This is a genomic window from Polaribacter sejongensis (genome assembly GCF_038024065.1).
GTDB lineage: Bacteria > Bacteroidota > Bacteroidia > Flavobacteriales > Flavobacteriaceae > Polaribacter > Polaribacter sejongensis.
This window is the reverse complement of the sequence record NZ_CP150667.1, coordinates 3,058,644-3,072,697: the sequence shown is the minus strand read 5'-3', so window position 1 is coordinate 3,072,697 and position 14,054 is coordinate 3,058,644. Positions and strand designations below refer to the sequence as shown.

Below are 14,054 nucleotides of genomic sequence, written 5' to 3'. Positions count from 1 at the left end.
AAAACAAATTATCTCACAAATTTTTAAGATTTATTTACAAAAAGTTTAACAATTCAATAATTAATTTAGATTCCGTTTTTCAATAAAGAATCGTTTTAATAACTGAGAACATTCGTTTTCTAAAATTCCACTAACAACTTTTGTCTTTGGATGTAGTGTCGTTTTTAAATTTACAAAACCTCTATCTGGTTCTGTTGCTCCGTAAACAATTTTACCTATTTGCGCCCAATAACTTGCACCAGCACACATTTGGCAAGGCTCTAGCGTTACATACAACACACAGTCTTTTAAATATTTCCCCCCTAAAAAATCAGCAGCAGCTGTAAATGCTTGCATTTCTGCATGTGCAGTTACATCGTTTAATGTTTCTGTTAAATTATGTGCTCGAGCAATAATTTGATCTTTAAAAACAATAATTGCGCCTACAGGAACTTCGCCTTTATCAAAAGCAGATTCGGCCTCTTGTAAGGCTTTTTTCATAAAATAGGTATCGTCAAAAGGTTGTATCATGCGTTTAAAATTAAATTACTTTTTTATTTTAGATCCTTTAACAATTGCCAACATTACAAAAACAATTGCTATTATTCGAAACCAAAAACCTAAATTATATTCATTACTGGTTACTATATTTAAAATGATAAGAATACAACTTGCTACTAATAATGCTATATTTTTATTATTCATAATAACTATTCTTTTTACAAATCAATATTACAAAAAGTTAAATTGTATTTTTGCTTTTAGATGAAGAATTTGTTAGACCATATAGTAAACCCAAAAGATTTACGAAAATTAAATCAAGATCAATTACCTCAACTTGCTAAAGAATTGAGAGATTTTATTATTGATATTGTAGCTACCAAAGAAGGACATTTAGGTGCTAGTTTAGGCGTTGTAGAATTAACAATCGCTTTGCACTATCTATTTGACACCCCAAATGACTTATTGGTTTGGGATGTTGGCCATCAAGCATACGGACATAAAATCTTAACAGGCAGAAAAGATGTTTTTCACACCAACAGGCAGTTGCGTGGAATTGCAGGTTTTCCGTCAAGAAAAGAAAGTGAATACGATGCTTTTGGTGTTGGTCATTCTTCTACTTCTATTTCTGCCGCTTTAGGAATGGCAATTGCCTCTAATATAAAAGGCGAAACAGAAAAACATCATATTGCGGTTATTGGAGATGCTTCTATTGCCAGCGGAATGGCTTTTGAAGCCTTAAACCATGCAGGAGTTTCTAAAGCAAATTTATTAATCATTTTAAACGACAATGCTATTGGTATCGATCCTGCTGTTGGCGCTTTAAAAGAGTATTTAACAAAGGTTAAAACGGATAAAAGACTTGCGGCTCAAAATAATATTATAAAAGCTTTAAATTTTGATTATTCGGGTCCTATAGACGGACACGATTTACCGAAAGTTTTAGCAGAACTAGAACGATTAAAAACCGTAAAAGGGCCAAAATTTTTACATGTAATTACTACAAAAGGAAAAGGTTTACAGCAAGCTGAAGAAGACCAAGTAACGTATCATGCACCAGGTAAATTTGATAAAATTTCTGGAGAGCGATTAAAAATAGCAAAAAGTTTATATACAAAGTATCAAGATGTTTTTGGAAAAACAGTAGTAGAATTAGCCGATAAAAACGATAAAATTGTAGGCATCACTCCAGCGATGTTAACGGGAGGTTCTTTAAAATTTATGTTAGAAAAGCACCCAAAGAGAACTTTTGATGTTGGTATTGCAGAACAACATGCAGTAACCTTAGCGGCAGGTATGGCAACGCAAGGTTTAATTCCGTTTTGCAATATTTATTCTACTTTTTTACAACGTGCTTACGACCAAGTTATTCATGATGTTGCTTTGCAAAACTTACCCGTTGTTTTTTGTTTAGACAGAGCAGGATTGGTTGGTGAAGATGGAGCAACTCATCATGGAGTTTTCGATTTGGCGTATTTACGTTTAATTCCCAATTTAATTGTTTTTGCCCCAAGAAATGAAATTGAATTGCGTAATATTTTATACACGGCTCAATTAGGATTAAAAAAACCTATTGCCATTCGATATCCAAGAGGAACAGGAACTATTATCGATTGGAAAAAACCTTTTGAAGAAATAGCAATCGGAAAAGGTGTTTGTTTACAAGAAGGAAATAAAACAGCTATTTTATCAATTGGAACCATTGCTAAAAATGTTTCTGAAGCATTAGAATTGGTTGATAATGCATCCAATTTTTCTCATTATGATATGCGTTTTGTAAAACCTTTAGATGAAAATTTATTACATACTATTTTTGACAAACATCAAACTATTATTACTATTGAAGATGGAACGATAAAAGGTGGTTTTGGAAGCGCTATTTTAGAATTTACATCAGAAAATAATTATCACCAGAAAATAAAAACGTTAGGAATACCCGACAATTTTATTGAGCATGGAAATGTTTTAAAACTGCAACAGACACTTGGTTTAAATGCAGAAAAATTAGCTAGTACGTTTAATGTATTCACATAAAAAAAGACGCTATTAAGCGTCTTTTTTATCAATCTAAATTTATTTATAACTCTTACATTGGAAAATCCATTGTTTTCTTTTTAGTTAAGGCTACTTTAAAGAATTTCATTTTTTCATTTTGCAAATAACTGATTACAGCTTCTGTATCCTTTAATACAAACGGAATTTTTTCTTCTTTTATCTCAACTGATTTTTTTGAATTAAATACTGGTTCTAAGCTATCTGTATTGTTATCTTGTTTAATAAATGTTTGATATTTACCCAATCCTTGGTTTTTTAAATCAGCATATTTATCTTTAAAATAGATCCCTTTTATCTTGATATTTTTAGTATCAAGATTTGTGTTTTCATCTAACATTAAATAAATACTGTATCCAGAATCACCACCTCTAACACCAGAACTTTTTGTTTTATAATAAGATTCTAATATATTTAATTCGGGCTTTTTTTCTAGTTTATAAGAGTTTGCGCATCCTAATAAAAAAATTAAAATACAGAAACTAATAAAATTTATTTTAGACATATTTTTAATTAATTTTTAATGAACTTAAAATTCTGATTTTTACCATCAACACTTAAATTTATAAGGTAAACACCATCATTTAAATACTCTACATTAATTTTTTGGTCTTTTAAAACTCCTTTTTTAACAACCTTTCCTGTTAAATCTGAAATAGTATAATTTAAGTTTTGGCTTAAATCTAATGTGTTGCTTTGTAAGTTAAGTTCTTTTTTAGTTGGGTTTGGATAAAATGATAATTGAAGAGCACTTGCATAAGAGTTCGTAGAAAGTGTACCTTCTATAGTTGTTTCATACATTCCGTTACCATGCGTTCCTATTAACAATTTATTATCTGCAGGACGGTACGCTAATGAACTAATTAAAGCCAAGCCTATATTACTTTCTCCCTCCATTTCCCAGTTTACACTTGTTGGATCTGTAGAACTATATAAACCTCTTGCAGTTCCTATAAAATAGACAGTTTCTTCGCCTACTTCCGTTATTTCTGCAGATCGAATTGAATGTGCATTTAAATTTCTTTCTACTAAAGTCCACGTTGGCAATTCATCCGTAGCATTTGTAGTTAAAAATATATTTGAAATACCATAATTTGCATATACTACTAAAACAATATCTGGGTTTGTTGGGTGAATAGCAATATCACTAACAATAGTATTGGAAGAAGTAGTTGCACCCGTTGGAGTAATATCTACAGCATCTAAAAGTGTACTTGTAGGATTTTTTGGATCTTTTAGTTTAAAAACTCCACCTTTATCTCCACCAATTAATAAGTAACTTAAAGCAGAAGAATAAGTACCTCTTGTTGTTGCAAAAGTTCTTAAATTTTGAACATTTGATAAAGTCCCAGCATCCGTCCATGTAGAATCTGTTACAGCAGCAGAGGCATTGGTTTTATACAACTTACTTTTTGCAGCATAATACAAGTAATCCGTATTGTCTGGGTCTAAATAGTAATAAGTAATAAATTGAGCATCAACCCCCGTAGGCGCATCTTTTGGTGTTATTTCTCTAAAGCCATCAGGATAATTTGTATAAATTGCCCCTTGTTGAAACCCTAAAAAATACTGTAATGCTGTATTATTATCTCTTCTTGTAAGACCAACGGCAACTCCATCTCCACCAGCAAGTTGGTTCATTGTAGTATTATTAGCGAGACCAACATGTGTACCACCAATAGTAGTTCCATTATCTTGTGCCCCACCCATAATAATGTTACTTCCTGTAAAAGGATCTAAAGTAACATGGTAATATTGATATGTAAGATAATTATTATTTAAACTTAACCACGCTATACTTGCCTCATTAATATCTAGTGTTTTATGTACTCCTCCATCGGTACCACTATAAAAAACATCATTATTGTTTGGATCAAATTCTAAAACATGTATATCTGGATGATGATTTTCGTATTGTGAGTAACCAGTGTTATTTGCATAACCTCCAATTCTAGAAAATGAAACATCAGTTCTAATATCTGCTATTTTATAGGCATTAGTACCTCCAATTGTTACAAAATTTTCATTATCTGGTTTTACTGTTACTACCAAATCATAACCTCCTTGAACAGCAAAAGGGTCATTTCCATCAGAATCACTACCGGGTTCATCTGGTAATTTAGATGAATAATTTGTCCAAGTAGTTGTTGTAGCATTGTACTGCCATAAATCTCCCTCTAAACCACCTGAATTACCGTTTACATATAACGCATATATTATATTGTCTGCAGATGGTGCTTCACCTAAAACTATTCTACCTGCAGCAGACCAATCTGTTGGCGTACCATTTTGTGCAATTTGTGTCCAAACGCCATTTCCTGTAGGCGACATCCATACACCTCCTAAAGAAGCACCTCCATCAAAACTAGCATACACGTTACCATTGGGTGTTATTACTAAATCTGTTGAACTTGTAGAATTACCTTCTAACTTTAATTCTTGATTTAAACTCACACCATCATATCTATAAATTCTTCCAGAAGTTGCTATGAACAGTTCTCCTGTTATAGGGCTAACTTCTAATGAGTTTGTAAAATCGAAATAACTATCAAATACAGTATGATCGGAATCTGTACCAGGAATTACACTCCATGTCAATCCACCATCTATAGATTTCCAAACACCTTGACCTTTATAAGCAGAACCTAAACTTGCGCTATTTCCAGACCATTCTCCAGTTCCGTAATACCATATATTTTGAAACCCCTCTCTAGGATCTTGTGTTAATGCAGAAACGTTATGGATTTCTCCTAATGGCGTTACTTTTGTCCAACTTAAGCCTCCATCAATAGTTCTAAATAAACCACTACTTACACCTCCAGAAAGCATTGTATTACTAGATGTATCTGAAATATCTACAGCAAAAGCTCTGGTTCTTCCTCCTAAATTTGAAGGACCTCTAGATGTATATGTACTTGATGTTTTTTTTCTAAGTTTTTTTTGAGCCATTAGCCCAAGGGAAGTATTTAATTCCTTTAATTTTTCCTCTTTAGGAATCTCTCCCGTTAATGGATTTATCTGCATATTTGACTCATATTCATCTCTTTTAATTGAATATAACTGTCTAAAGTTCTTAGGTTTATTTTTAGGTTTTAATTTACCTTCTAATGTAATATTAATGAATTCTTCGCTATTATTAGTCTTTTGATTTGTGATATAAAATACACAAATAGCAGCAATAACAATAAACGGAATTAGTAATTTTTTTTTCATATTAATTTTTTAAAAATATATTCTCTAATATTACATTATTTATTACTAAATAATATTTCCTTTTAATTTTTTATGTGTTCTAATCGCATAACTATCAGACATTCTAGAAACATAACTGCATACTTGCATAATTCGTTGATACAAACTTGTTGATTCTGTTTGATATTCTTCAGGTAATAAATTCAATACCAAATCATCAAAATTAGATTCTTTACCATCAAACTTATTATTTAAAGCAGTGACAAAAACATCTAATAAATCAGCAATAATTCTATAACCAGCAATTTCTTTTTCTACAACATCTTTGCTTTTATAAATTTTGGCTACACTTAGTTTGATAATATCTTTTATTTGCGCTTCATATTTACATCTGTCTAATAAAGACCTCTCAAAAGTTCCGTTTAAAATAGCTTCTTCATTTGCTAAGAAAATGGAAACTGCTTCGTTTATTAACACCCCAATTGCCAAAGCTCTTAAGTAACTTATTCTGTCTGTTTTATGTTGTAGAGAATGATACTTTTTAATGTCGATAGTATCTTTCACCAACTTAATCATATATTCTAAAGCAAACTCCTCTTCAATTAAGCCTAAATTAATTCCGTCTTCAAAATCGATAATTGTATAACAAATATCATCTGCAGCTTCTACTAAATAAGCCAATGGATGCCTATAAAAGGAAATTGCCGAAGTAGACTTTTGTTTCATCCCTAAATCTTCTACAATTTCTAAAAAAGCTTCTTTTTCAGATTGAAAAAAACCATACTTTTTATCTACAATATGGTTTGTAGGTTTCTTTGGCAGACTCTCTTTTGGATATTTTAAAAAAGCACCTAGTGTAGCATAACTTAAACGCAAACCACCAGAAATTCCTTCTCTAGATTCCGTTAAGATTTTAAATCCGTTTGCATTCCCTTCAAAATCTATTAAATCTTGATATTCTTTATCAGACAATAGGTCTTTATATTTTAAACCATTACCTGTTTTAAAATACTCGCCTATGGCTTTTTCTCCAGAATGCCCAAAAGGCGGATTTCCGATATCGTGCATTAAAGAGGCAGTTCCTACAATAGCTCCAAAATCGTTAAACGTATATCCTAATTCTTCTAATTTAGGATGACGTTCTAACAACACCTTACCTACTCTTCTACCCAAAGTTCTTCCCACAACAGAAACTTCTAGACTATGTGTTAATCGTGTGTGTACAAAATCTGTTTCTGATAAAGGTATTACTTGTGTTTTGTCTTGTAAACTCCTAAAAGCTGATGAAAATATAATTCTATCAAAATCTACATCAAAACCCAAACGAGTTTCATCTTGAGTTGCTCTTGGGCGTTTTTGTGTATCGCCAAAACGTTTTAAAGAAAGTAATTGTTCCCAGTTCATTTATTTTAATAATAAAGTTTAGTTGGTAAAAATACAAACTATTATTTTGAGGTGATGTTTTGATTAAAAAAACATTTTTTTATCAAAAAATTAAGAGAAATTTAATGTAAAAAAGTTTAAAATGTTCTCAACTTAACTTATTTTTATGAAAATTTTTTAATGAAAACTAAAATATTATTTCTTATTCTAATTTTACCTACCATAACAAACTGTAAGTCAGTAAATGTAACAGACCACGACGACGCTATTACAGAAAAATATTGGAAACTTAAAACTTTATATGGAAATGACATTAAAATGGAAGACAACCAAAAACGTGAAATAGCTATCACCTTAAAAACAAAGGACAATAGATTTAGCGGGTTTGCAGGTTGTAATTCTATTAATGGCGAGTATATTTTAGAGAAAGGCAATAAAATTAAATTCACAAAAATTATTTCAACAAGAATGTTTTGTAATAATACTGATGAATCTAAATTATTAAAAGCAATTAATTCAACAGATAATTATACTATTAAAAATAATAGATTATCTTTAAATGTTGGTAAAAGAGCGCCTTTAGCAGTTTTTGAAGCTGTTTACATGAATTAAAAAAAGATGCGTATCCATTCAATTATCAAATTTATAAATTAAGCTATTATTCATGATAAAAAAATTATTTATTACCCCGTTTCAAAAGTTTGTAAAAATTGAAAGTTTTAGCGGAATCCTGTTACTAATATGTACTTTAGTTGCTTTATTTTGGGCAAACTCACCTCTTCATGAAAGCTACTCTTCTATTTTAGAATATAAAGTTGGTTTTTCAGGAGAAAGTTTTGAATTAAAAAAATCTGTTTTATTTTGGATTAATGATGGTTTAATGGCTATTTTCTTTTTCTTAATTGGATTAGAAATTAAACGTGAAATTTTAATTGGAGAATTAAACACAGTTAAAAAATTAGCTTTCCCTTTATTTGGAGCTGTTGGTGGAGCACTTATTCCTGTTGGTTTATTTATGCTTTTAAATCAAAACCCAGAAACCTTTAAAGGTTGGGGAATTCCTATGGCAACAGATATTGCTTTTTCTTTAGCGGTATTAAACACATTAGGAAAACGTATACCTCTTAGTTTAAAAATATTTTTAACTGCTTTTGCAATTGTGGATGATATTGAAGCTGTTTTAGTAATTGCTGTTTTTTACAGTGAATCTATTCAAGTTGCATTATTATTAATAGGCTTAGGATTAATAGCACTATTATATGTATTAACAAATAGAGGGTATTACTCTAAATTTGTGATGATTGTTGTAGGTATTATCGTTTGGGTATTGTTCTTAAAATCTGGAGTACACCCTACTGTTGCGGGTATTTTAATTGCATTTTCTGTACCAATTAGACAAGAAATAAAAACAACTACTTTTCTTTCTCAATTAGAAGGTATTTACAATAGCATTAAAAGTGCACCTGTATTAAAGGAACCTATACTATCTAATCAACAATTAAAATTAGTAAATAACTTAACGCATTGGAGTAAAAAATTTCAATCTCCTTTACAGCATTTAGAACATAACCTACACAATTGGTCGGCTTATTTTATAATACCTGTTTTTGCACTTGCCAATGCAGGTGTGTTAATAGATAGTTCTGTACATATAGACATGGCTTTAGTTTTCCATATTATACTCTGTTTAGTATTAGGTAAGGGACTAGGTATACCACTAGTTATATTAGTTGCAAAAAAATTAAATTTAATTCAAATACCTGCAGACATTCACTTTATACAAATTTTAGGAGTTTCATTTATTGCTGGTATTGGGTTTACTATGGCTATTTTTATTGCTGGTTTGGCCTTTTCAACATCACCAGAATTTATTAGCTCTGCAAAAATAGGTATTCTTTTAGGCTCGCTTATTTCTGCGATAATTGGTTATCTTATTTTAAGATTTGCACCAGTTAAAGACTTTATTAAACTTTAGTAAGTATTTAAAATATTATTTATAAAAAAAGAGAAGCTTTTAGGCTTCTCTTTTTTTATATAATTACATCTTGTTTTCTAAAACTGATTCTTTTTCTGATCAGAATAATTCAGTAAGGCATTTACACTCATATTGCCGTTTATTAAAGCAAATGGACTTCTGTAGCACAAAAATCACACTTACCAAACCTCAACAGGTATATAGAACTGTATTTTAAAGCGATTTTAGATGCATACATAAACTTTTATCACCTCTACAAGACTCTATTGATTTTTAACTATAAAACCTCTTACGTGTTTTATTTTAACTTACTACCTTTTCTTATCTCAGTTCACTTAAAAACACTAGAGATTTAGTGATATTTTAAAGCATCTCTATGAAGATTTAAAAGAGAAACCTTTATACTCAAATAGCATACAAATAAGTTTAGCCCAGATTGAAGCATTTGTTTGAGCTCTTTTTTTTCTTTTGCTGATAAAAAAAGTGAGTGCCTTTCGACTAAGCTCAAGATAAACACAAAGCTGGAAATAGCTTCAAAAAAAAAGAGAAGCCTTTTCGACTTCTCTTTGTGTTAAATAATTCATTTAAAATCAAGAATAAACTCCCCAATTTTATTTTTAATAAATGTTTATAACCAAAAATCTATATCAACACGGTTTATATTTACTGTTAATCCACGTATTATATCTAAAAGGATAAGACTATAAAAAATACTCTTTACTTTTATGATTTTTAAATTAATATTAATTATTAATTTATTCTCGATTAATCTAAAAAATTCTCTATTCATGTAATTTGGATTAGTAGACTTATCAACTTTTATTTTTTTTTGTTAATAAGTTCTCATTTAAGAGTAATAGACACAGGTGTTTTAAAAACACTTTTTACTCTAAAAAAATCATTAATAAAACTTGGCGAAGAGAATCGTATTTTGTAATTTTGAAAAACAAAAGGGAAGGAGATTGAGTAATCTCAAAATTCATTTCTTTAGATTAAAATTTTGGCCCTAGGAAGCAAAAATTTAAAAATATTACCAAGAAGCGATATGTCTAGTATCGCTTTTTTTTATGCTTATTTTTTTATCTCAAATAAAATATTTTAATTATTTCATAATAAAGAGAAGCCTTTCGACTTCTCTCTCAATTTATTTTATTACTAATTACCCTTCGCAACTAGCACATTCTTTCTTTTGCTTAAATTTCTGAGCAGCATTCATACTGTGTTGGTAATACATAGATTTTACACCTAATTTCCAAGCATTAATATAAACCGAATTCACTTCTTTAATTGGCATATCTGGATGTACCATAATGTTAATAGACTGCCCTTGATCTATATGATTTTGTCTATTAGCTGCCTGATATACAATTACATTTTGATCAATTTCTGAATAGGTTTTAAACACATCTTTTTCTGCTTCTGTTAAAACACTTAAATGTTGTACAGAACCATCATTATCTCTAATACTTTTCCAAATATCTGATGTATTATGTCCTTTTTCTTCCAATAATGCTTCTAAAATTGGATTCTTAATCGTTGTTTTAATTTTTGCAATATCCTTTACATATATGTTAGACCAAATTGGCTCAATTCCTTGAGAAACTTGTCCTAAAATAAATGCTGATGATGTTGTTGGTGCAATAGCATTTAAAGTGGTGTTACGTCTTCCGTATCCTTTTAATACTTCTGGCTCACCATACAACTTAGCCATTTCTTCTGACGCTTTGTAAGATTTTTCTTTAATTACCTTAAAGATTTCACTGTTTAAAGCATACGCTTCTGCACTATCAAAAGCATGCATTTTAGATTGTAATAAAGAGTGCCATCCTAAAGCACCTAAACCTAAAGCTCTATTTTCTTTAGCAAAATTATACGCTTTCTCCATAAAACGAAACGTAAACTGATCGTCTCTATCATCTGAATCTTTATATACTTCTAACTTAGTGATAAACTCTTGCATTACTGCATCTAAGAAATACGTAAGTGTTTCTACAGCATCTGTATCTTTCCACTTATCATAATGTAATAAGTTTACAGATGATAAACAACATACAAAAGACCAATCTTCATTAGAAGGCAACATGATTTCTGTACACAAGTTACTCGCATAAATTTCGTGGTTTTTGTCTTTGTAAACATCTACCGTTCCGTTATTTGCATTGTCTCTAAAAAGTATATAAGGATATCCTATTTCTCCTCTTCTTTGTAATATTTTAGCCCAAATACCTCTTTTTTCTACATCTCCATCAATCATTGCTTGCATCCATTCGTCACCAACGGTAACACCATGCGTTAATTCTTGAATTGGGTTTCCTTCTGTTCCTATTTCTAAAAACTCTTTAATATCTGGATGATCTACTGGTAAATATGGAGAAAAACGTCCACGTCTTACAGAACCTTGACTTACAACATCTACCATTTTTTCGAACAACTGCATAATGTGTACAGAACCAGAAGATGAACCGTTGTTTTTTACATCGGCACCTCTTTTACGCAACTTACCAAAGTATCCAGAAGTTCCTCCTCCTAATTTAGACATCATACCAACTTCTGATTGAGAGAACAAAATATCTCCCATATCATCTGCTACATGCGATCCAAAACAGCTAATTGGTAAACCTCTTTTCTTACCAAAGTTAGACCAAATTGGTGAAGCTAAAGAGTAATAACCCTCTGCCATGTATTTATAAAACTTATCAGAAAACCCATCCATATTTAAAATACGCTCTGCATTGTCTGCAATTTCACGTATTCTTTCTTCTGGTGTAGTATCTCCTGTTAAATAACCAGATTGTAAAAATTTACGACTATTTTCTGTTAGCCATGTAATTTCTGGTTGATCTTTACCTTTAAGCATTTCTTTCCTAGCAGCGTTTCTAACTTGAATTAACTGTTCGTGTTCTGTAAGTTCTGTTGTTTTTGTTTCGTTCAAGTTCATAATTTAAAATAAGTCGTCGCTAGTTATACTTTTTGTTCTTTTACTATAGTTGATTGATCTTTTTACAAAGAAATCACCATGTTTGGTTCCAATAATTTCATCATCAAACCAATCTGTTTCTGCTAATAATTTTTGATCTACCTCAAATACTTTTGCAATACCAATACTTTCTAAAGAATTATTAAATCTATTTTTAATAAATTCATTAATTACATCTTTAGGTAGAAAGTCTAATTCTCCTTTTTCGAAAATCCAATCAATTAATTTACTTTCAGAATTAAAAGCTTCTTTACAAGTTTCTTGAACCAATAAATTGTGCTCTTCACTAAACCATTCTGGGTTTTCTTCTTTTATAATTTTGATTAAATCGATTCCAAAATCTCCATGAATCTGCTCTTCTTTAGAAGTAGCTTCTACCACGTTAGAGATACCTTTTAATACATTTTTATGCTTGTTAAAAGCCATGATAATCAAAAACTGAGAAAATAAAGACACGTGCTCTATAAATAAAGAGAACAATATTATAGACTCAGAAAACTCTTGATTGTCTTCACTATTTACATTTTTTAACGCGGCTTCTAAATAGTTAACACGTTTCATTATAACAGGGTTTTTCTTTAAGTTTTTAAACTCATTATTTAACCCTAAAATCTCTAATAAATGAGAATACGCATCATGATGGCGCACTTCACTTTCAGAAAAAGTTGCACCTACAGAACCAATTTCTGGCTTTGGCATCTTCTTATAAATGTCTCCCCAAAAAGTTTTAACAGCAACCTCTATTTGAGAAATTGCCAACATGGTATTTTTTATCGCATTTTTCTCTACCTCGGTAAGAGAGGTTTTAAAATCCTGAATATCACTTGTATAATTAAACTCTGTATGAATCCAATAAGAATGTCTAATTGCATCTACATATTCTCCTAAAGCAGGATAATCGTAAGGCTTTAAGTTAATTCTCTTCTCAAAAATATTTGGTTTTCTACTTCTAGTTTGTTCGTCTCTATATAATATGTATGCCTTTGCAACGTCATGAAAAGGACTGTCCATTAATTTATATTCTACGATATCTTGTACTTGCTCTACTGTAGGAATATAATCTGGTTCATTTAACCTTCTTTCTAATAATGTACCATGTACAATATTTGATATAGCAATAGCATCATTTCTAGAACCATTGTTAACGGTAAGCATTGCTTTTTCTATAGCATTAATAATTTTCTCTAACTCAAATGTGGTTGTTTCTGAGTCTCTTTTTATAATATGCGTAATTTCCAAGGTAAATGAAGGGTGTTTAATTGTTATTTTTAGTGTTAACAAAGATTGGATTTTTTGCTCCAAAATAAAAGTTATACTTATTCACAAAACCCTTGAAGTTTTTAACAAATTAACAGTTTTTCGAAATTTAACGCTAAAAAAATGATTTTTTAAAAATCTCATTACCATACAATTATCAATACAAAATCGCTGTAACTACTATCGGTATTGAGTTTCTTAAAAGACCTCTATTAAATAATTTTTGTAACAATTATTTACTTTTTTTCACTTACAATCTGTTACGTTATACTTACAAAAAGAAAACAATTATTTAAAACCACATTTTGGTAATATCAATTAATATAATCTTATATTTGCAGTATTATTAACATTTATATTATATTATTTTGAAAAAAGGGACAGTAAAATTCTTCAACGAATCTAAAGGATTTGGATTTGTAACAGAAGATGATTCAAACACAGAGTACTTTGTACATGTATCAGGATTAATTGACGAAATTAGAGAAGGTGACGCAGTAGAGTTCGACCTTAAAGAAGGTAGAAAAGGTTTAAATGCAGTAGACGTTAGAGTTCTATAATTTTAAATTTTTTGAAAAGAACAAGTCGCTTAATTTTTTAAGCGGCTTTTTTTTGTCTTATTTTTTTTTATAAAACATGCCTTTTATAAAAAGTAAAATGCCATTTTAACTAATTGCGTGTAATTATTTAGAAAACAAAGCTGTTTTAAAAACTTATTGGCAAGTATTTCCTTTTTTA

The 14,054-nt window shown here is 30.0% G+C and carries 11 protein-coding genes; 4 read left to right on the top strand and 7 right to left on the bottom strand.

Annotated elements, in window-relative coordinates; all coding sequences use genetic code 11:
- Positions 1 to 60: 60 nt before the first annotated feature.
- Positions 61 to 510, bottom strand: a complete 450-nt coding sequence (locus WHD08_RS12755) for a nucleoside deaminase (RefSeq protein ID WP_165731631.1) — start codon at positions 508 to 510, stop codon at positions 61 to 63.
- Between the two features lie 15 nt (positions 511 to 525).
- The gene (locus WHD08_RS12750; protein WP_208890564.1) at positions 526 to 684 is read right to left on the bottom strand and encodes a hypothetical protein; all 159 of its coding nucleotides are present in this window, start codon (positions 682 to 684) and stop codon (positions 526 to 528) included.
- A 60-nt stretch (positions 685 to 744) separates the two neighbouring features.
- On the opposite strand from WHD08_RS12750, the gene dxs reads away from it, so the two are divergent.
- Positions 745 to 2,514, top strand: coding sequence for a 1-deoxy-D-xylulose-5-phosphate synthase (dxs, locus tag WHD08_RS12745; protein WP_208890565.1), 1,770 nt, complete (start codon positions 745 to 747; stop codon positions 2,512 to 2,514).
- A 52-nt stretch (positions 2,515 to 2,566) separates the two neighbouring features.
- On the opposite strand, the gene WHD08_RS12740 is transcribed toward dxs, so the two are convergent.
- Genes WHD08_RS12740 through WHD08_RS12730 form a run of 3 tightly spaced genes read right to left on the bottom strand, consistent with a single transcriptional unit; the run spans position 2,567 to position 7,128 of the window.
- A complete protein-coding gene (locus tag WHD08_RS12740; RefSeq protein WP_205860216.1) occupies positions 2,567 to 3,037 on the bottom strand; it encodes a hypothetical protein in 471 nt (156 codons plus the stop codon).
- 8 nt (positions 3,038 to 3,045) lie between these two features.
- A complete protein-coding gene (locus WHD08_RS12735; RefSeq protein WP_244183313.1) occupies positions 3,046 to 5,745 on the bottom strand; it encodes a T9SS type A sorting domain-containing protein in 2,700 nt (899 codons plus the stop codon).
- Positions 5,746 to 5,790: 45 nt separating this feature from the next.
- The gene (locus tag WHD08_RS12730) at positions 5,791 to 7,128 is read right to left on the bottom strand and encodes a deoxyguanosinetriphosphate triphosphohydrolase (RefSeq protein ID WP_165731629.1); all 1,338 of its coding nucleotides are present in this window, start codon (positions 7,126 to 7,128) and stop codon (positions 5,791 to 5,793) included.
- A 159-nt stretch (positions 7,129 to 7,287) separates the two neighbouring features.
- On the opposite strand from WHD08_RS12730, the gene WHD08_RS12725 reads away from it, so the two are divergent.
- Both WHD08_RS12725 and nhaA read left to right on the top strand, forming a co-directional pair.
- On the top strand, positions 7,288 to 7,719 hold the full coding sequence (locus tag WHD08_RS12725) for an META domain-containing protein (protein WP_165731628.1): 432 nt from the start codon (positions 7,288 to 7,290) through the stop codon (positions 7,717 to 7,719).
- A 52-nt stretch (positions 7,720 to 7,771) separates the two neighbouring features.
- Positions 7,772 to 9,082, top strand: a complete 1,311-nt coding sequence (gene nhaA, locus WHD08_RS12720; RefSeq protein ID WP_165731627.1) for a Na+/H+ antiporter NhaA — start codon at positions 7,772 to 7,774, stop codon at positions 9,080 to 9,082.
- Positions 9,083 to 10,241: 1,159 nt separating this feature from the next.
- Here nhaA and WHD08_RS12715 read toward each other — a convergent pair.
- Positions 10,242 to 12,020: a ribonucleoside-diphosphate reductase subunit alpha gene (locus WHD08_RS12715; protein ID WP_165731625.1), complete on the bottom strand. Its 1,779-nt coding sequence runs from the start codon at positions 12,018 to 12,020 to the stop codon at positions 10,242 to 10,244.
- A gap of 3 nt (positions 12,021 to 12,023) precedes the next feature.
- Complete coding sequence (locus WHD08_RS12710; protein WP_165732010.1) at positions 12,024 to 13,298, bottom strand: ribonucleotide-diphosphate reductase subunit beta; 1,275 nt, start codon at positions 13,296 to 13,298, stop codon at positions 12,024 to 12,026.
- A 386-nt stretch (positions 13,299 to 13,684) separates the two neighbouring features.
- On the opposite strand from WHD08_RS12710, the gene WHD08_RS12705 reads away from it, so the two are divergent.
- Complete coding sequence (locus tag WHD08_RS12705; RefSeq protein ID WP_068447358.1) at positions 13,685 to 13,876, top strand: cold-shock protein; 192 nt, start codon at positions 13,685 to 13,687, stop codon at positions 13,874 to 13,876.
- Positions 13,877 to 14,054: the final 178 nt, after the last annotated feature.

Coding starts and splice junctions, on each gene's coding strand:
- WHD08_RS12755 (WP_165731631.1), bottom strand. CDS start 510: ATGATACAACCTTTTGACGATACCTATTTTATGAAAAAAGCCTTACAA.
- WHD08_RS12750 (WP_208890564.1), bottom strand. CDS start 684: ATGAATAATAAAAATATAGCATTATTAGTAGCAAGTTGTATTCTTATC.
- dxs (WP_208890565.1), top strand. CDS start 745: ATGAAGAATTTGTTAGACCATATAGTAAACCCAAAAGATTTACGAAAA.
- WHD08_RS12740 (WP_205860216.1), bottom strand. CDS start 3,037: ATGTCTAAAATAAATTTTATTAGTTTCTGTATTTTAATTTTTTTATTA.
- WHD08_RS12735 (WP_244183313.1), bottom strand. CDS start 5,745: ATGAAAAAAAAATTACTAATTCCGTTTATTGTTATTGCTGCTATTTGT.
- WHD08_RS12730 (WP_165731629.1), bottom strand. CDS start 7,128: ATGAACTGGGAACAATTACTTTCTTTAAAACGTTTTGGCGATACACAA.
- WHD08_RS12725 (WP_165731628.1), top strand. CDS start 7,288: ATGAAAACTAAAATATTATTTCTTATTCTAATTTTACCTACCATAACA.
- nhaA (WP_165731627.1), top strand. CDS start 7,772: ATGATAAAAAAATTATTTATTACCCCGTTTCAAAAGTTTGTAAAAATT.
- WHD08_RS12715 (WP_165731625.1), bottom strand. CDS start 12,020: ATGAACTTGAACGAAACAAAAACAACAGAACTTACAGAACACGAACAG.